This window comes from Streptomyces sp. NBC_00878 (assembly GCF_026341515.1).
GTDB lineage: Bacteria > Actinomycetota > Actinomycetes > Streptomycetales > Streptomycetaceae > Streptomyces.
Map to the genome: position 1 here is coordinate 2,705,249 of NZ_JAPEOK010000001.1, position 18,806 is coordinate 2,724,054.

Below are 18,806 nucleotides of genomic sequence, written 5' to 3' on the forward strand. Positions count from 1 at the left end.
GGACACACTTCGCTTCTGAACAGGCAGTCGTCCGGTGGCGAGTCGGGCGGAGAGTTCGGAAAGTGGCGAGAAGCGGTCGGGCCGCGACGGGATGCCGTCAGGACGCGGTCTGGATGCCCGAAGGCCCCGGCTAGGTGAGCCGGGGCCTTCGGGAGGTATGCCGCGCGTCGTCAGACGTTCACGCCATGCTGGCGGAGGTACCCGAGGGGGTCGATGTCCGAGCCGTACTCCGCGGTCGTCCGCGCCTCGAAGTGCAGGTGCGCCCCGGTGACGTTGCCGGTCGCCCCGGAGAGGCCTATCTGCTGGCCCGGGGTGACCGTCTGGCCGACCGAGACACCGAGGGACGACATGTGCCCGTACTGGGTGTAGGTACCGTCGTTCATCTTGATGACGACCTGGTTGCCGTACGAGCCGCCCCAGCCGGCCTCCACGACGGTGCCGGAGCCCACCGCGTGCACGGTGGTACCGCTCGCGGCGTGGAAGTCGATACCGGTGTGGCTGCCGGAGGACCAGACCGCGCCACCCGCCTGGTAGCCGGTGGAGACGTACGAACCGGCGATGGGCGAGGTGTAGGTGTTCAGCAGGCGCTTGCGCTCGGCCTCGCGGGCGGCGCGGGCCTTGGCCTCGCGCTCCTTCTTGAGCTTCTCCGCCGCCTCCTTGGCGCGCTCCTTCGCGGCGGCCTCGGCCTTCTCGCGGGCCGCGGCCTCGTCGGCGGCCTGCTGCTGGGCGGCAGCCTGCGCGTCGATCTCATCGGCGAGCGAGTCGCCGATGGTGATCGCCTGGGTGAGGGTCTGCTCGGCCGGGCTCTCGGCGGCGAACGAGGGAGCAGCCAGGGTGCCGACGACACCGGTGGTGGCGAGTGCGGCGACGCCAACGGTCCTGTTGGTGTTGTGCTTCATGCGGCTGGGACGACGGTGCTTCCCGGTGGCGCGGGTGAACGCCATGAAGTGGCTGGTCCTTTCCTTCCTTCTCGCCTACCGGGTTAGCTGACGGGTTCGGAGCAGGAAGGTCTCCTACGGACCCCCTTCGGGAAGGGCGTCCGATTCACCCCAGGGACTACGTATGGGTCCCCGGCTCCCCTGGCTCGCGCCGTACGGGGACTCGGCGATGACTGTCCGGTGCCGCGGACGCGGCGCACTGCCTGACGAACAGCCGGACCGACGCTAAGCGGGGTGTCTTTCAATCAACAAACGGATCAAGACTTTTGTAGCGCACGCCACAGGGCAGACAGGCAACCTCCCTATCAATACGGACAACTTGCGGGTCGAGGTCGAAGTCCGGGCAAGTCGGGGCCGAGGTCCGGGCGAAAGAGAGAACCCAGGAGACTCTCCGGTCTCCTGGGTTCTCCACGGACGGTCGCTGTCCTACTCCGCTGTCACCACGCTGACTTCACCGATTCCGAGGGCCCTGACCGGCTCCTCGATCTGCGCGGCGTCCCCGACGAGGACGGTCACCAGCCGGTCCACCGGGAAGGCGCTCACGGCCGCCGCGGTGGCCTCCACGGTGCCGGTCGCGGCGAGCTGCTGGTACAGCGTCGCCTGGTAGTCGTCCGGCAGGTGCTGCTCGACCTGGTCGGCGAGGGTGCCCGCGACGACGCCCGCCGTCTCGTACTTCAGGGGCGCCACACCCACGAGGTTCTGCACGGCGACGTCCCGCTCGGCGTCGGTGAGGCCCTCGGCCGCGAGGGTGCGCAGCACCTTCCAGAGGTCGTCGAGCGCCGGGCCGGTGTTCGGGGTGTCCACGGAGCCGCTGATGGCGAGCATCGCGGCGCCCGTCCCGTCCGGCGCGGAGCGCAGGACCTGACCGAACGCCCGCACACCGTAGGTGTATCCCTTTTCCTCGCGCAGGACGCGGTCCAGGCGGGAGGTGAGGGTGCCGCCGAGGCAGTACGTGCCGAGCACCTGGGCGGGCCACACACGGTCGTGCCGGTCGGCGCCGACGCGGCCGATGAGCAGCTGCGTCTGGACGGCTCCGGGACGGTCGACGATGACCACGCGGCCCGTGTCGTCGGCGGTCACCGGCGGAATGGGCCGGGCCACGGCCGGCGAACCGGTCCAGGTGCCGAGCGTGTCCCCGAGCAGCGCGTCGAGGTCGACACCGGTGAGGTCGCCGACGACGACGGCGGTCGCCGTGGCGGGGCGTACGTGCCTTTCGTAGAAGGCGCGTACGGCCCCCGAGTCGATCTTGGCGACCGTCTCTTCGGTGCCCTGGCGCGGGCGCGACATGCGCGAGGTCGCCGGGAACAGCTGCCGGGAGAGCTCCTTGGCGGCGCGGCGCCCCGGGTTGGCGGTCTCGTGCGGGATCTCGTCGAGCCGGTTGCGCACCAGCCGCTCGACCTCGCTGTCCTCGAAGGCGGGTGCCCTGAGGGCGTCGGCGAGCAGGCCGAGCGCCTTGGGGAGCCGTGAGACGGGGACTTCGAGGCTGAGCCGTACGCCGGGGTGGTCGGCGTGCGCGTCGAGGGTGGCGCCGCAGCGCTCCAGCTCGGCGGCGAACTCCTCGGCGGAGTGCTTGTCGGTGCCTTCGGAGAAGGCACGCGCCATGATCGTGGCGATGCCGTCCAGGCCCTGCGGCTCGGCCTCCAGCGGTGCTGCCAGGAGGATTTCGACGGCGACGACCTGCTGGCCGGGGCGGTGGCAGCGCAGCAGGGTCAGGCCGTTGTCGAGCGCGCCGCGCCCGGGTGCCGGGAAGGCCCAGGGCCGGGCCTCGCCGGCCTGGGGCTGCGGGTGGAAGTCCATCGTGGCGAGCTCGGTCACTTGGCCGCCTCCTCGTCGGTGTCGTCAGCGGCGTCGGTGTCCTGGGCCTCTTCGGCGACGGTCGGTTCGTAGACCAGCACCGCGCGGTTGTCGGGGCGCAGGCGGGCCTTGGCGACCTCCTGGACCTCCTCGGCCGTGACGTCGAGGACGCGCTGGACGGCCGTCAGGGCGAGCTGCGGGTCGCCGAACAGCACCGCGTACCGGCACAGTTCGTCGGCGCGGCCCGCGACCGTGCCGAGACGGTCCAGCCACTCGCGCTCCAACTGGGCCTGGGCGCGCTCCATCTCCTCGGCCGTGGGGCCCTCCTCGGCGAACCGGGCGAGCTCCTCGTCGACGGCGGTCTCGATCACCGGGACCTCGACGTCGCCGGACGTCTTCACGTCGAGCCACCCCAGGGAGGGTGCTCCCGCGAGGCGCAGCAGGCCGAACCCGGCGGCCACGGCGGTGCGGTCGCGGCGTACGAGCCGGTTGTAGAGCCGGGACGACTCGCCGCCGCCGAGCACGGTCAGGGCAAGGTCCGCCGCGTCGCACGCGCGCGTGCCGTCCTCCGGCAGCCGGTAGGCGGCCATCAACGCGCGGGCCGGGACCTCCTCCTCGACGACCTCGCGCAGTTGCCCGCCGATGGTCTCGGGCAGGGAACCGTCGCGCGGGGCGGGCTTGCCGTCGTGGCCCGCGATGGAGCCGAAATACTTCTCGACCCAGGCGAGCGTCTGCTCCGGGTCGATGTCTCCGACGATCGACAGAACGGCGTTGTTGGGCGCGTAGTAGGTGCGGAAGAACGCGCGCGCGTCCTCCAGGGTGGCCGCGTCCAGGTCCGTCATCGACCCGATCGGTGTGTGGTGATAAGGGTGGCCCTCCGGGTAGGCGAGGGCGGTCAGCTTCTCGAAAGCGGTGCCATAGGGGACGTTGTCGTAACGCTGCCGGCGCTCGTTCTTGACGACGTCCCGCTGGTTCTCCATGGACTCGTCGTCGAGCGCGGCGAGCAGCGAGCCCATGCGGTCGGCCTCCAGCCAGAGCGCGAGCTCCAGCTGGTGCGTGGGCATGGTCTCGAAGTAGTTGGTGCGCTCGAAACTGGTCGTGCCGTTGAGCGAACCGCCCGCGCCCTGCACCAGTTCGAAGTGGCCGTTGCCCTTCACCTGGCCCGAGCCCTGGAACATCAGGTGCTCGAAGAGGTGGGCAAGTCCGGTGCGGCCCTTGACCTCGTGGCGCGAACCGACGTCGTACCAGAGGCACACCGCCGCGACCGGGGTCAGGTGGTCCTCGGAGAGCACCACACGCAGGCCGTTGGCCAGGCGGTGCTCGGTCGCTGTCAGGCCGCCGGAACCGGCCTCAGCTGTGGCCGTGTGACCCATGGGCATGTACGTCCCTTCGATCGCGGAAAACTGCTGAATTCCTGCTAGTCGTGCCACTGTATGCAAGCGCGCGGACAGCTGGCGAAGTTCCCGCGACGCGTACGCCGAGAGCGAGCACGCGGGCGCCGCCGCAAGGACGTACGGTCGTGCGGCCGCACGGCCTCCGAAGCCCTGTGCGGGCACGCGGATTCACCGCTTCCGAGGCCTGTGGAAACGGCCGAGGACGCGGCCCGCGACGCCTGTTGGGGCAGCCCTGCAAGCGGCCCTGGAGGTCCGTACGGACGGGTCGTGGTCCGCGTTGTCAGTACGCCGGTCCACAATGGAGCCCGTCAGAACCCGTTCATGCCCCGGCAGAGACTGTGAAGGAGTCGCAGCAGCGATGGCCCGCCGCAGCACGAAGACCCCGCGACCCGATGACGACGCCGACTTCGAGGAGCGCATCCTCGACATCGACGTCGTCGACGAAATGCAGGGCTCCTTCCTCGAGTACGCGTACTCGGTCATCTACTCCCGAGCCCTGCCGGACGCCCGCGACGGCCTCAAGCCGGTGCACCGCCGCATCGTCTACCAGATGAACGAGATGGGGCTGCGCCCCGACCGCGGCTATGTGAAGTGCGCCCGCGTCGTCGGCGAGGTCATGGGTAAGCTCCACCCCCACGGCGACGCGTCGATCTACGACGCCCTGGTCCGCCTGGCCCAGCCGTTCTCCATGCGCCTGCCCCTGGTCGACGGCCACGGCAACTTCGGTTCGCTGGGCAACGACGATCCGCCGGCCGCCATGCGGTACACCGAGGCGCGGATGGCCGACGCGACCTCCCTGATGACGGAGTCGATCGACGAGAACACGGTCGACTTCAGTCCGAACTACGACGGCCAGGAGCAGGAGCCGACGGTCCTCCCGGCCGCGTACCCGAACCTTCTGGTCAACGGCTCGTCGGGTATCGCGGTCGGCATGGCGACGAACATGCCGCCGCACAACCTCGGCGAGGTCATCGCCGCCGCCCGTCACCTGATCCGCCACCCCGGCGCCGATCTCGAGACGCTCATGAAGCACGTCCCGGGCCCCGACCTGCCCACGGGCGGCCGCATCGTGGGCCTCACCGGCATCAGGGACGCGTACGAGACGGGCCGGGGCACGTTCAAGATCCGCGCGACGGTGTCCGTGGAGAACGTGACGGCGCGCCGCAAGGGCCTCGTCGTCACCGAGCTGCCGTTCACCGTCGGCCCGGAGAAGGTGATCGCCAAGATCAAGGACCTGGTCGGCGCGAAGAAACTGCAGGGCATCGCGGACGTCAAGGACCTCACCGACCGTGCGCACGGCCTGCGCCTGGTCATCGAGGTCAAGAACGGCTTCGTGCCGGAAGCCGTCCTGGAGCAGCTCTACAAACTGACGCCGATGGAGGAGTCCTTCGGCATCAACAACGTGGCGCTGGTGGACGGCCAGCCGCTCACGCTGGGCCTCAAGGAGCTCCTGGAGGTGTACCTCGACCACCGCTTCGAGGTCGTGCGCCGCCGCAGTGAGTTCCGCCGCGGCAAGAAGCGGGACCGGCTGCACCTGGTCGAGGGCCTGCTGGTGGCCCTGATCGACATCGACGAGGTCATCCGCCTCATCCGCTCCAGCGAGAACTCCGCGCAGGCCAAGGAGCGCCTGATCGAGCGCTTCTCACTGAGCGATGTCCAGACGCAGTACATCCTGGACACGCCGCTGCGCCGCCTCACCAAGTTCGACCGCATCGAGCTGGAGACCGAGCGCGACCGGCTCAACGGCGAGATCGACGAGCTGACCGGCATCCTGGAGTCGGACACCGAGCTGCGCAAGCTGGTGTCGTCCGAACTGGCCGCGGCGGCCAAGAAGTTCGCCACCGGGCGGCGTACGGTTCTGCTGGAGTCCGCCGGTTCCACCGCCACGACCGTGCCGCTCCAGGTGGCCGACGACCCGTGCCGCGTACTCCTGTCGTCGACGGGACTTCTCGCGCGTACGGCCAACGGTGACCCCTTCGGGGAGAGCGACGGCAAGCGCGCCAAGCACGACCTGATCGTCTCCGCCGTCCCGGCGACGGCCCAGGGCGAGATCGGTGCGGTCACGTCGGCCGGCCGGCTGCTGCGGATCAACGTCATCGACCTGCCACGGCTGCCCGAGACCGCGGCGGCGCCCAACCTCTCCGGGGGCGCGCCGATCTCGGAGTTCCTGACCCTGGAGGGCGACGAGGGCGTCGTCTGTCTGACCACGCTCGACGAGTCGTCGCCGGGACTCGCGATCGGCACGCAGCAGGGTGTCGTCAAGCGGGTGGTCCCGGACTATCCCTCCAACAAGGAGGAGCTGGAGGTCATCACGCTCAAGGACGGTGACCGGATCGTCGGCGCGGCCGAACTGCGCACGGGCGAGGAGGACCTGATCTTCATCACCGACGACGCCCAGCTGCTGCGCTACCAGGCCTCCCAGGTCCGCCCCCAGGGCCGGCCCGCGGGCGGTATGACGGGCATCAAGCTCGCCGACGGCACCAAGGTGATCTCGTTCACGGCGGTGGACCCGGCCGTGGACGCGGTGGTGTTCACGGTGGCGGGCTCGCGCGGCACGCTTGACGATTCGGTCCAGACGACAGCCAAGCTGACGCCCTTCGACCAGTACCCGCGCAAGGGCCGTGCCACGGGCGGCGTGCGCTGCCAGCGGTTCCTGAAGGGCGAGGACTGCCTGAGCCTCGCGTGGACGGGCCCCGCGCCGGCCCGGGCCGCGCAGAAGGACGGAACGCCCGCGGAGCTGCCGGAGATGGACCCGCGGCGGGACGGCTCGGGCGTCTCACTGGCGAAGACGGTTTCGGTGGTGGCGGGGCCGGTCTAGGTGACGGCGGGCCCGGTCCAGCCGAAGGGACCCGGCAGGCTGGAATCCTGGGCCCACTCGTCCGGCTCCGACTCTTGCCCCGGCTCCGGATCCGGCTCCTGTCCGGGCTCCCGTACAGGCTGCTGCACGTAGCGGAGGACGCCCCACATGCTGTGCTCGTCGGCGTGTGGGGCGTCTTCTTTGCACGCCTCCAGCTCCTTGCCGAGGGCGAGGGTGTCGATGCCGGAGCCGATGAGGACGAGCTGGGTGAGGCGCTCGCCCGGTGCCCAGGGCTCCGGGTAGAAGCGCAGGAAGCGGCCGACGGCGTGCACGGCGTACCGGTTGTGGGGGTCGGCGGCGCCGAAGTCGACGTACCCCTTGATTCGGTAGAGGCCTTCGGGCCTGCTGTCGAGGAAGTCCATCAACCGCCGGGGGCTGAAGGGCACTTCGGAGGTGAAGGCGACGGACTCGTAGGCGGAGTGCAAATGGCTGTGATGGCCGTGTTGCTCGCGGGGGCCGTGGGGGCTGTCATGCGCACCCTCGTCGTGCCGGTGAAGGTCGTCGAAGGAGAGCTGCCCGATGCGCTCCTCCGTAGGCCTGCGGTCGAAGAGGAACTCCGGGTCGATGCGTCCGTAGGAGGCGGGCACGACGGCGGCGGCGCGGTCGGTGAGCGACCGGACGACGCGGATCACACGGTCGGGATCCGTCGCACGGTCCGCCTTGTTGACGACGACCAGATCGGCGAGGGCGAGGTGCCGGTCGATCTCGGGATGCTTCTGGCGGGTGGCGTCGAACTCGGCGGCGTCGACGACCTCCACGAGCCCGCCGTAGACGACGCGCGGGTTCTCGCTGGCGAGGAGCATCTTCACCAGCTCCTGGGGCTCGGCCAGCCCACTCGCCTCGATGACGATGACGTCGATACGGGCCGACGGGTGGGTGAGCCGGTCGAGGAAGAGATCGAGCTCACTGGCGTCCACGGCGCAGCACAGGCACCCGTTGCCCAGAGAGACGGTGGAGTCGCCGAGTGCCCCGGCCACGGCCATCGCGTCGATCTCGATAGCACCGAAGTCATTGACGATCGCCCCGACTCGGCTGCCTCCGCTGCGGTGCAGGAGGTGGTTGAGCAGGGTGGTCTTGCCGGAGCCCAGGAACCCGGCAAGGACGATGACCGGGATCTGCCGGGGGCTCGACTGACTCAACGCGCGACCTCTCTCACACCAATGCGTGCACCGGCTCGCGGACCGGCTCTCACGGCGGGGAACCAATGCCGAACCAGGATACGAGCCGGTGGAAAGCCCTCGCGGTGAACGGTTGTTAGCGGCGCTCGCGGGGCACACGTCTGGCATGGCGCCGAGTTGCGCGACCCGCGCTTCCCTCTGTGCGCCTCCTCTCCGCCTCCCTGCCGATCAGAGCCGCTCGGCACCCTGGGAGACGGCAAGCGCGCCGCCCACCGCTCGCCGGTCCGCTCCCTGGCGACCCACACCGACGACCGGCGGACGGTCGCCTGATTCGGGGGTTGGCATGGCCACACAGAGTTTGTGGAAGGGGCGGCTCTCCGCCGCCCGGGCGAGGCTCGCGTCTGCGGCGGGCGCCGTCGCGGTCGCGGGGAACCGGCACAGAAAGCGCGCTGCCCTAACGGAACAGCACCGGCTCCATTTCGACCTGCTCTGCAAAGCCATGGACGATCCCGCCCTCGCCGCCGTCCTCAACACGTACGACAGCGATGTCTCCCCCGAAAAGCAACGGCAGTACCTGTTCGCGAACGCCCTCTACGTCAACGCTCTTTACTTCCACCGGATCGGAGCGATGACCCAGCGAGAGCTCCACGGGCATTTCCGGATTATGTGCCAGAACAGGATATTCCAGGAATACTGGGCAGCCACCCAGCACCACCGGGAGAGCCTGCCGGACTCGTCGGAAGAGGCCGAACTGGGCCAGATGATGGACGACTTGATACAGGAGCAGGCCGACTCGGACACCGACGAGTGGTGGGTTGTGGGGGAGCCACCCGAAGGATCCTCCTGACCCTGTCGGCGCGCGGTGACCTCACATGTCGTAAGGAAACCGCGCACACCACCCGCGCATGCCACGCGCCAAGGTCTAGTCGATGCACACCTATCACCCCAACGCCATCTCCGGTCAAGCGAAGCAGGAGAGATTCACCCGCCTCATATGCGTTTCGGGCCCCACGAGCACCAGGAGACCGAATACTATGTCGCCTGCCCACTCTGGGCGCTCCGACGAACACCCCCGCGCTCGGAGATACACCGCCTCCGACGACCACCGATCTCGGAGTCAAACACGCTCCGGGAACACCCCATTCAGCTCGGAGGACGCCCATCACCGAGCTAAAGGCTGGTATCTATCCGTGAAGATCGTGCGACGTGTCGGGGCTTCACCACGCGAGCGCGGAAGCGCTACTGGGCAGTCGTGCCCCGACATCTTCGAGCTCAGCGATGGCAGCTTCGCTGTCATCGGGCGAGAGGCCACCAAGGAACTCGACCCCGAGCTCCCGCCCGACGCCGCACGAGCAGACTATGAGCGGATCGTGATCATCACCCGCGACACCCTGGTGCGCGCGAAGGCGGACATTCCCGACGCTTGAGTTCCTTGAAGATCGGGGATCTGCAGCGGCTCCACTCCACTCGACGCGAAAGTCGCTGAGAACGTCGAGAGGCAAGCTCCACCTCGCATCCCAACTCATGTGGTTGAGACGCTCCCGGCCCGGCATCGAAACGATGCCGGGCCCGTCACGTGTCACGGCTGGCGCCCCGCCCACATATGCAACCCGGTCTTCGAGCATGTGCTCGCCGGCCTTCGCCGCAACCGACCGCCCTCCACACCACGCCTAAGCCACCGCGGGCACCGCAACCGGCGCCCCCGGCCCCACATACCGCGCCGCCGGGCGAATGATCTTCGGGTCCTCCGCCTGCTCAAGGATGTTGGCGCTCCAGCCGACGACGCGGGCCGCGGCGAACGTCGGAGTGAACATTGTGCGGGGCAGGCCGCAGAGTTCCATGACGACCCCCGCGTAGAACTCCACGTTCGTGTGGAGTTCCCGGCCGGGCTTGAGCTCCGCGAGGATCGCTTCCACGCGGCGTTCGACCTCGACCGCGAAGTCGACCAAGGGGCCGCCGAACTGCTGGGCGATGCCGCGGAGCATGCGCGAGCGGGGGTCCTCCGTGCGGTAGACGGGGTGACCGAAGCCCATGATGCGTTCGCCCGCGAGGACGCGTTCGCGGATCCAGGAGTCGATGCGGTCGGGAGTTCCGATCGCGTCGAGGGTGTCCAGAGCCCGGCTCGGGGCACCCCCGTGGAGCGGACCGGAGAGGGCTCCCACCGCGCCGACGAGACAGGCCGCCACATCCGCCCCTGTCGACGTGATCACCCGCGCCGTGAATGTTGATGCATTGAATCCATGGTCAATGGTCGAGATCAAGTATTGCTCGATCGCCCTCGCCCGGCCCTCGTCCGGTTCCGAACCCGTCAACATGTAGAGGTAGTTGGCGGCGTAGGGCAGATCGTCACGCGGCTCGATCGGTTCGAGGCCCCGCCCGAGCCGGTGGAGCGCCGTCAACAGGGTCGGCACGGCCGCCGACGCCGCGAGCGCATCCGCTCGACGCTGCTCGGCGTCAATGTCGTACACCGGCCGGAACCCCCGCGCCGCACCGAGCAGTGACAAAGCGGTCCGCATCCCGGCGAGCGCCCCGGACCCCCCGCTGGCCGCGGCGATCGCGGGCAGTACGGCCCGCACTTCCACCGGCAACCGCCGCAGTTCCGCGGTCCGCGCGGCGAAGGCGGAACGCTGTGCCGCGTCCGGCAGTTCACCGTGTACCAGCAGATGCCACACGTCCTCGAAGCCACGGGTCCGCGCGAGGTCGACGGCGGAGTACTGGCGGTAGTGGTAGAACCCCTCGAGCCCTCTGACGTCACCCAGCACAGTGTTGGTGACGACGACGCCCGCGAGTCCTCGCGGTACGTCGACAGAGGCGGTCGCGGCCCGGTTGATCGACATGTTTTCCTCCCTGGACTTGATTCAACTGTCCATGCTTGACTCAATGCCCGTCAATATTGATTGAATCAACACTAAGCTGTACGGATACACGGATACGGTGACGCTCATGACGGATCAAGAACTGGCCCCCGCGCTCGAAGGACGGCGGATCAGCACCAAGCAAGCCGCCGAACTGCTCGGAGTGAAGTCCGAGACGGTGTACGCGTACGTGAGCCGCGGCCAGCTCAGCAGCCGACGCAGTCCGGGCAGCCGGGGCAGCACCTTCGATGCCAAGGAGGTGGAGGCGCTCGCGCGTCGCAACAGGCGTGAGCCGGCCGAGAGTTCACCGGGCGCGGGCAAGCTCTCCGTGCGCACCCGGATCACCTTGATCGACAAGGACCGGTACTACTTCCGGGGAGTCGACGCGACCGAACTGGCCGCGCGCCACTCCTACGAAGAGGTCGCCGAGTGGCTCTGGACCGGCGTCCTGCGCCCCGGCGCCACGTTCACGGCGCCCGAGGCCTCCGTCGCCGTCGCCCGCCGCGCCGTCGACGCGCTGCCCGAGCACACCGGGCCGACCGACCGGCTCCGCGTTGCGGCCATCGCCGCGGCGACCGCCGACCCGCTGCGCTTCGACCTCTCCGAGGAGACCGTGCTCGGCACGGCCCGCACGCTGATCCCCACGCTTGTCGCCGCCCTGCCGCCCAAGCGGCACGACCATCGGGACGGGAGCTCACTCGCGCACCGCCTGTGGGGACGGCTCAGCGGCCGCGAAGCCGACGAGGCATCCCTGCGCACCCTGGACACGGCCCTCGCGCTGCTCGTCGACCACGACCTGGCCGCCTCGACACTGGCGGTCCGGGTCGCCGCCTCGGCCCGCGCCCACGCGTACGCCGCGGTCTCGGCGGGCCTCGGCGTCCTCGAAGGCCCTCTGCACGGCGCGGCCAGCGGCCTGGCGCACCGGATGCTCCTCGACGTCCTGGACCGCGGTACGGCGGCCCCGGTGGTCGCCGACGAACTGCGCGCCCGACGCCGCGTCCCGGGGCTCGGCCACCGCCTCTACCCGGGCGAGGACCCACGCGCGCGCGTGCTGTTCGCCCTCCTGGAGGACATCCCAGACGCCGCCCCCGCCCTGGCGGCGGCCCGCGACATCGTGGACACCACGGCCCGCCACGTCCCCCTGCACGCCAACGTCGACCTGGCCCTCGCCGTCCTCACGGCCACGTCCGGCATGCACGCCTCGGCGGGCGAGACGATCTTCGCCGTGGCCCGCACGGCCGGCTGGATCGCGCACACACTGGAGGAGTACGAGGAGGCCCCCCTGCGCATGCGCCCGAGCGGACACTACGTAGGCGCGCGACCGCCTCAGCCACTTCCGGAGCAGTGACACCACTCGCCCCGGAAGTCACCCCCTGCCAAGTCAGGTTAGGCTCACCTCTGTGAGTACGTGCGCGAAGGTCTCACGGGATCTGGAGGAGCCCCTCGCGGGGACTGCCGCCACCGCGAGGACGTGGCTGCTGGTCGAACAGCCCGGCCCCTGGGGTGCCAGAGCGCTGACATCGAGCCACCTGGACCCCGCACTCGGCCGAGCGCTGGAGCAGGCCGCAGAGGGCACCGGCGTACGCATCGCGCTGATCCGCCGCCCGGGCCGCCACGCCGACTGCCACACGGCCGCCGAGCGCCAGGTGTACGCGGCCCACACAACTCCGGGAAAAGTATGGCTGCACAGGGCCACCACGTCGGACCCCGAGCGACTACTCGAACTCGACTTCGCCGAGCTCGGTGACGGCCTGCCGCGGACCTTCGACGCAGCCCTCGACGGCGGCCCGCACACCGGCGACCCGCTCGCGCTCGTGTGCACCAACGGCAAGCGCGACCGCTGCTGCGCCCTCCTCGGCCGCCCTCTCGCCGCCGAACTCGCCGCCTCCGGAGCGGACGGCATATGGGAGGTCACGCATCTGGGGGGCCACCGCTTCTCCCCCACCCTGCTGGTGCTGCCGTTCGGATACGCGTACGGGCGAGCCGAGGCCCACGCCGTCAAGGAGATCCTCCAGGGCGTACGGGAAGGCCGTGTCGTGACCGAAGGGTGCCGTGGGAGCTCTGCCTGGGAGCGGCCCGGGCAGGCCGCCGAACTGGCCGTGCGCACGGCGGCGCACGAGGACGCCGCGGGCGCGCTGAGCGTCGTCCGTACGGAGGGTTCGGCGCCCCGCTGGGAGGTGACGGTCGCCCACACCGACGGCCGCCGCTGGCTCGTCACCGTCGCCCAGGGCGCGGCGCTGCCGCCCCGCCCCGAGAGCTGCGGCTCGGCTCTCGGCTCTCCGGCCCGGATGGACGTGCTGGCAGTGCGCGAGCTGTCCCGTACGGCTGTCGCACAGCCCGCGGCCCACTGACCACCACTCCCAAACAAGATCCACGCCACACCCCCTTAGGCACCGCGCACCCCTCCCCGTACCGTCATAGGCATGAGCCCCACTCCCCCTGCACGACGACTCCGCCTGGGCATGCCGAAGCGGATGTTCTCGCAGGTGCTGCTGATGCAGGTGGCGATCGCCGCCGGAGTCGCTGTCCTCGCGACCGGCTTGTTCCTGGCTCCGCTGAGCGAACAGCTGGACGACCAGGCGATGCGCCGCGCTCTCGCGATCGCGCAGACCACGGCGGCGCAGCCGCGGCTCGCCGAGGAGATGCTGTCCACGCCGGCCTCTGCCGACGGGCCCGTGCAGACCGAGGCGGAACGGATCCGCAAGGCCAGCGGAGCCGAGTACGTCGTGGTGATGAACGTCCGGGGCACGCGCTGGTCGCACACGAACCCCGCCGAGATCGGCGGGCACGTCTCGACCGACCCGAGGTCCGCTCTGGCCGGCCGGGAGGTCATGGAGATCGACAGCGGCACCCTGGGCCGCTCGGCGCGCGGCAAGGTGCCGTTGCGGGACGGCGACGGCCGCATCGTGGGTGCGGTCTCGGTCGGCATCGAGTACGACAGCGTGCGCGCCCGCCTCATCCACGCGATCCCCGGGCTCTTCGCGTACGCGGGAGGAGCCATGGCCGTCGGCGCGCTGGCCGCCTATCTGATCTCACGGCGGGTGCAACGGCAGACCCGTGACCTGGCCTTCTCGGACATCGCCGGGCTTCTGGCGGAGCGCGAGGCGATGCTGCACGGCATCAGGGAGGGCGTCGTCGCGCTGGACCGCGGAGGCAGGATCCGGCTCCTCAACGACGAGGCCCGGCGCCTGCTCGGAATCGGCGACGAGGCCGTCGGACAGCCCCTCGACACAGCGCTCGGAGAGGGCCGTACGACCGATGTGCTGGCCGGGACCGTCACCGGAACCGATCTGCTCACCGTCCGCGGCCAGCGTGTCCTGGTCGCCAACCGCATGCCCACCGACGACGGCGGTGCCGTCGCCACCCTGCGCGACCGCACCGAACTGGAGCAGCTGGGCCGCGAACTCGACTCCACACGCGGCCTGATCGACGCCCTGCGCGCCCAGGACCACGAACACGCCAACCGCATGCACACCCTGCTCGGGCTGCTGGAACTGGAGATGTTCGACGACGCCGTGGAATTCGTCGGCGAGGTGGTCGGTGACCACAGGGCGACCGCGGAACAGGTCACGGAAAAGATCCATGACCCGTTGCTCGCCGCCCTGCTGGTGGGCAAGGCCACCGTCGCGGCGGAGCGCGGAGTGGCCCTGTGGATCTCGGACACGACGCTGTTCCCTGACCGGTTGATCGACCCGAGAGGGCTGGTCACCATCGTCGGGAACCTCGTCGACAACGCACTCGACGCCGCCGCGGGCACCCTCCACGCGCGCGTGGAGGTCGAATTGCGTGCGGAAGGGCGCACGGCCGTCCTCAGGGTGCGGGACACAGGGCCCGGAATCCCCGCCGAACAGCGCGAGTTGATCTTCACGGACGGGTGGTCCACCAAGAAGCCCCCGGCCCACCGGAAGCGCGGAATCGGCCTCTCCCTTGTGCGCAGGCTCGCCGAACGGCAAGGGGGCAGCGCCCGGGTCTCGGAGGCGGACGGCGGAGGCGCCGAGTTCACCATCGTGCTCCCGGAGGCACTGGCCGAGCCGGGACTCGCACCGGAACCCACGCCCGGCCTCGTGCTGGAGAGTGCCACCACGACCATCAACGAGGAGTCGCGATGATCGAGGTACTGGTCGTGGACGACGACATCCGGGTCGCCCGGGTCAACGCCGCCTATGTGGAGAAGGTCGCGGGCTTCCATGTCGCGGGCGAGGCGCATTCCGCGGCGGAGGCACTGCGGCAGCTGGAGGCACTGCCCCGGCTGGATCTGGTGCTCCTCGACCACTATCTGCCGGACGAGACGGGCCTCGCGGTCGTCCAGGAGATGCGCAGACGTGGTCACCAGACCGACGTGATCATGGTGACCGCGGCCCGTGACGTCTCCACGGTCCAGGCGGCGATGCGGCAGGGCGCGCTCCAGTACCTGGTGAAACCATTCGCCTTCGCCGGACTGCGCGCCAAGCTGGAGGCGTACGCGGACCTGCGCCGCACCCTCGACGGCGGCGGCGAGGCCGAACAGGCCGAGGTCGACCGGATCTTCGGCGCTCTGTCAGCGGGCTCGGAGCCCGGACTGCCCAAAGGGCACTCCCCCACCACCGCGGAGGCCGTACGGCGGGCCCTGGTGACCGCGGAAGGCCCTCTGTCGGCCCAGGAGATCGCCGACCGGACGGGGCTGAGCCGCCAGACCGCCCAGCGCTATCTGAAGCTCCTGGAGCGCACGGGACGGGCCACGCTGACCCTGAAATACGGTGACGCGGGCCGCCCGGAGCACCGTTACATCTGGGCGACCCGCGCCTGAGGACACGGCCACAGAAGGGGGGAAGGGACCGCGCCCCGCCTCAGTACGGCTGTCAGGGGAGTACAGCCGTACGAGGAGCTGTCCGGCGGTTCGCGAGGAGTCGGTCGGCGGTTGAGGAGCTCAGTCCACGACCTTCTCGACGAACTCGGTGGTGTACGTCTTGCCGAGGTCCACGTCCGCTTTCTTGACGGCGGGGTTGAACGCCTTGAGCACCTTCTCGACGGTCTCGGGACCGTCCTCGGGCATCACGCCGTCCTGGGTGAACATCGGCAGGGTGCTCTGGATCGCGCCCGCGTAGAGCGTCTCGTTGCCCCCCGAGTAGTCGTCCGGCATCTCGTCGGCGATCTCTCTGGCGCTGTGCGCGGCCATCCACTTGAGGGTCTTCACGAAGGCGTTGGCCAGCTTCTGGACCGTCTCCTTGTTGTCGTTCACCCACTCCGTCTGCATGTAGAGGCTGGACGACGGGTACGCGCCGCCGAGCGCCTCGTCCGAACCCGCCGGCGTGCGCATGTCGAGGATCACCTTGCCGGTGTTGGCGGCCAGGATCGTGGCGACGGTCGGGTCGGTCGTCATGCCGCCGTCGATGGTGCCCTTCTTGAGCGCCGAGATGAAACTCTCTCCCGCGCCGACCGGAACGGTCTTGAACTCGCTGACGGGCACACCGTTCTTGACGGCGAGGTACTTGGTGAGGAAGTCGGTCGAGGAGCCGACGCCGGTGACACCGAGCTTCTTGCCCTTGAAGTCCTCCGGTGAAGCGATCTCGGTCGCCGCCTTGTTGGAGACGATCTGGACCTCGCCGGGCGCGTGCGAGAACTGCACGACCGACTGGACGTCCTCGCCCTTGACCTGCAGATCGAGGGTGTGGTCGTAGAAACCGACGGCTCCCTGGACCTCCCCGGAGACGAGCGCGGTCTCGGCGTCCACACCGGCCGGCTCGCCCAGCAGTTCCACGTCGAGGCCCTCGTCGTCGAAGTGGCCGAGCCGCTCGGTCAGCATCGCCGGCAGGTAGATGACCTTGTCCAGGCCGCCGACCATGATCTTGACCTTCTCCCCCTTGCCGCCCCCTTGGCCTGCGGCGGACGCCGATCCGGCCCCGTCATTGACACAGGCGGTAAGCGTGGAGAGGACAAGCAGGCCGGCGGCTGCCAGCACCCCGTGTCTGGGGGTCTTGGGCATGTTCGTTCACGTCCTTGTGAAGAAGGCGGTGCGGGGAAAACAGGTGCCCTGGAGAGGCCGGTGACGGGGGACCGGTGCTCTGCCGGAAAGGCCGGTGAGGAAGGCAAACCGGTGTCCAGGAGAGGGCTGTCGGCGAAATGGGCCTCTTGGGGAGGCGCTTTACAAATCAGGCTCCTAGGAGGGGCGTTCGGCCCATGTGTGCCCTCAGGAGGGCGATCAGCTCTCGGACTACGACGGCTCCCGCCGGAAGGTGCGGCGCAGCGCGATGCCCTTGGCCATACCGATGGACTCGCCCGGGATCGCGCCGATCAGGGCGAAGCCGAAGCCGGCCTGGCGGCTCGTGAAGGTCCGTGGCGTGGCGGACCCGATGACCACCTGGCGCGTCACCCGACGGTCGCTCGCTTCCAGGCCCCGCACGCGGGAGACCGTAGGAGCCCGCTTGGTGATCGCGGCGGCGGCCGGCGCGGTGAGCGTCCCGGGGGTGACGTCAGGCCGCATCGGCGGCATCCCTCTCGCGGGTGATGCGGACCTCTTCGTCGGGGTCCTCCCAACGCTCGCGGTAGACGGTGATGACCGTGGCCGCAGACTCACCGACCCGTCTTCGCGCGCTCGCGGCAGATCGTTGTCGAGGACCCGTTGCACGGTGATAGGACCCGCCGTCAACACGACACACTCGTCCGAGAGGGGCATGAAGTCCCTGGGGGTGTGGGTGACGAAGACGACCGAGTCACGCGGGCCCTGCCCCTCCCTCTGGTCGAGCGATTCGTCCGGCACGAGGGCCTCGCGCTCCAGGGGGTCTTCGAGGCCGCTGACGAGGGTCGGGGCGGCCGAAGTCGGGGTGGCCGGCCTGCCGCAGCCCGTGGGATCCACCACGGCCACGAACCCGCCACGTCCCACGGTCGGACCGAGCCCGCTGACGGCCGTGTGCATTTCCTTCGCCAGAGTTGTGAAGACCTTGCGCACGCCTCGCGGTGCGAGGGCGGGGCCGGTGTCTGCGCTCATGCCCCGCGACCGTAGCCGTGGCCTGCGTCGTGGCATCAGTCTTGTGTGCGCAAGGCGCTCTTCTGCCTGCAGAAGGGTGTTGTGCTCTTTCTGCTCGCTCCACAACACTGGGGCCGACAGCACGAGCTCACCGCTCGCCCGGGCTCGGAGAGAGAGGCCGATGATTGACGTCCTGGTCGTGGACGACGACTTCCGTGTCGCCGAAATCAACGCCAAGTTCGTGGGAAAGGTTCCCGGCTTCCGGGTGGCCGCCCACGCGCACAGCGCTGCCCAGGCCCTGGATGCGGTGGGCCGCGAGCCCGTCGACCTGATCCTGCTCGACCACTATCTGCCCGACCAGACTGGCCTCGAACTCGTCCAGCGGATGCGGGAGCTGGGCATTGGCGCGGACGTCATCATGATCACCGCAGCCGGTGACGTGGAGACCGTACGGGCCGCGATGCGGCTGGGTGCCCTGCACTACCTGGTCAAGCCGTTCACGTTCGCCGCGCTGCGCACGCGGCTCGAGTCGTACGCCGCGCTGCGCCGCACCGTCGACAGAGTCAGCGACCAGGGCGTGGCAGGACAGGAGCAGGTGGACCGCATGTTCGGCGCACTGCGCACTGCGCCCGCCCCGTCCTCGCCGGGCCTGCCCAGCGGTCATTCGGAGCCGACCACGGACCTGATCTGCACCGTCCTCCACCAGGCCGGCCACCCGCTCTCGGCCCACGAGGTCGCCGCCGAGACAGGCCTCAGCCGCTCCACCGCCCAGCGCTACCTGCGCTACCTGGAACAGGCCGGCCGTCTCCGTCTCTCACTCAAGTACGGGGACACGGGGCGTCCGGAACACCGCTACGCGTGGGTAGCGCCCTGAGGCGGTGCCCCCTGCCGGAGCGCCTTGCGGGAA

Annotated in this window: 15 protein-coding genes and 1 riboswitch; of the genes, 8 read left to right on the plus strand and 7 right to left on the minus strand. The window is 69.9% G+C overall.

All coding sequences use genetic code 11. From position 1 onward, the window contains the following. Positions 1-170 precede the first annotated feature (170 nt). The 3 genes from OHA11_RS11110 to OHA11_RS11120 all read right to left on the minus strand — a co-directional run bounded on the left by OHA11_RS11110 (position 171) and on the right by OHA11_RS11120 (position 4,111). Complete coding sequence (locus OHA11_RS11110; protein ID WP_266494745.1) at positions 171-944, minus strand: M23 family metallopeptidase; 774 nt, start codon at positions 942-944, stop codon at positions 171-173. Positions 945-956: 12 nt separating this feature from the next. Next, positions 957-1,117, minus strand: a riboswitch (cyclic di-AMP (ydaO/yuaA leader). 247 nt (positions 1,118-1,364) lie between these two features. Continuing rightward, positions 1,365-2,753 carry a pitrilysin family protein gene (locus OHA11_RS11115; RefSeq protein ID WP_266494747.1) on the minus strand — a complete coding sequence of 463 codons (1,389 nt, stop codon included), beginning with the start codon at positions 2,751-2,753 and terminating at the stop codon, positions 1,365-1,367. After that, the gene (locus tag OHA11_RS11120) at positions 2,750-4,111 is read right to left on the minus strand and encodes a pitrilysin family protein (RefSeq protein ID WP_266494750.1); all 1,362 of its coding nucleotides are present in this window, start codon (positions 4,109-4,111) and stop codon (positions 2,750-2,752) included. Before OHA11_RS11120 ends, OHA11_RS11115 begins: the two co-directional genes overlap by 4 nt. Positions 4,112-4,484: 373 nt before the next feature. On the opposite strand from OHA11_RS11120, the gene OHA11_RS11125 reads away from it, so the two are divergent. Further along, entirely contained in the window at positions 4,485-6,944 is a 2,460-nt protein-coding gene (locus OHA11_RS11125) for a DNA topoisomerase (ATP-hydrolyzing) subunit A (RefSeq protein ID WP_266494753.1), read from the plus strand. On the opposite strand, the gene OHA11_RS11130 is transcribed toward OHA11_RS11125, so the two are convergent. Further along, positions 6,941-8,122, minus strand: a complete 1,182-nt coding sequence (locus OHA11_RS11130; RefSeq protein WP_266494755.1) for a GTP-binding protein — start codon at positions 8,120-8,122, stop codon at positions 6,941-6,943. The two genes, OHA11_RS11125 and OHA11_RS11130, sit on opposite strands and share 4 nt — an antisense overlap. Positions 8,123-8,444: 322 nt before the next feature. Here OHA11_RS11130 and OHA11_RS11135 point away from each other — a divergent pair, with 322 nt between their 5' ends. Together OHA11_RS11135 and OHA11_RS11140 are read left to right on the plus strand one after the other, a co-directional pair. Then, complete coding sequence (locus tag OHA11_RS11135; protein ID WP_266494758.1) at positions 8,445-8,948, plus strand: DUF6082 family protein; 504 nt, start codon at positions 8,445-8,447, stop codon at positions 8,946-8,948. A gap of 343 nt (positions 8,949-9,291) precedes the next feature. Further along, complete coding sequence (locus OHA11_RS11140) at positions 9,292-9,528, plus strand: hypothetical protein (protein WP_266494761.1); 237 nt, start codon at positions 9,292-9,294, stop codon at positions 9,526-9,528. Positions 9,529-9,771: 243 nt separating this feature from the next. Here OHA11_RS11140 and OHA11_RS11145 read toward each other — a convergent pair whose 3' ends face one another. Then, positions 9,772-10,938: a citrate synthase/methylcitrate synthase gene (locus OHA11_RS11145; protein ID WP_266494763.1), complete on the minus strand. Its 1,167-nt coding sequence runs from the start codon at positions 10,936-10,938 to the stop codon at positions 9,772-9,774. 106 nt (positions 10,939-11,044) lie between these two features. On the opposite strand from OHA11_RS11145, the gene OHA11_RS11150 reads away from it, so the two are divergent. From OHA11_RS11150 to OHA11_RS11165, 4 genes are all read left to right on the plus strand, one after another. Next, positions 11,045-12,304, plus strand: coding sequence for a citrate synthase (locus OHA11_RS11150; RefSeq protein WP_266494766.1), 1,260 nt, complete (start codon positions 11,045-11,047; stop codon positions 12,302-12,304). Between the two features lie 52 nt (positions 12,305-12,356). Further along, positions 12,357-13,307, plus strand: coding sequence for a sucrase ferredoxin (locus tag OHA11_RS11155; protein ID WP_266494770.1), 951 nt, complete (start codon positions 12,357-12,359; stop codon positions 13,305-13,307). Between the two features lie 72 nt (positions 13,308-13,379). Then, a complete protein-coding gene (locus OHA11_RS11160; protein WP_266494772.1) occupies positions 13,380-15,065 on the plus strand; it encodes a sensor histidine kinase in 1,686 nt (561 codons plus the stop codon). Further along, positions 15,062-15,742, plus strand: coding sequence for a response regulator (locus OHA11_RS11165; protein WP_266494775.1), 681 nt, complete (start codon positions 15,062-15,064; stop codon positions 15,740-15,742). Before OHA11_RS11160 ends, OHA11_RS11165 begins: the two co-directional genes overlap by 4 nt. A gap of 120 nt (positions 15,743-15,862) precedes the next feature. On the opposite strand, the gene OHA11_RS11170 is transcribed toward OHA11_RS11165, so the two are convergent. Then, the gene (locus OHA11_RS11170) at positions 15,863-16,918 is read right to left on the minus strand and encodes an ABC transporter substrate-binding protein (RefSeq protein WP_266494778.1); all 1,056 of its coding nucleotides are present in this window, start codon (positions 16,916-16,918) and stop codon (positions 15,863-15,865) included. 228 nt (positions 16,919-17,146) lie between these two features. Continuing rightward, positions 17,147-17,920, minus strand: a complete 774-nt coding sequence (locus OHA11_RS11175) for a hypothetical protein (protein WP_266494781.1) — start codon at positions 17,918-17,920, stop codon at positions 17,147-17,149. Positions 17,921-18,080: 160 nt separating this feature from the next. Here OHA11_RS11175 and OHA11_RS11180 point away from each other — a divergent pair, with 160 nt between their 5' ends. Beyond that, entirely contained in the window at positions 18,081-18,773 is a 693-nt protein-coding gene (locus OHA11_RS11180; protein WP_266494784.1) for a response regulator, read from the plus strand. The last annotated feature ends 33 nt before the right edge of the window (positions 18,774-18,806 follow it).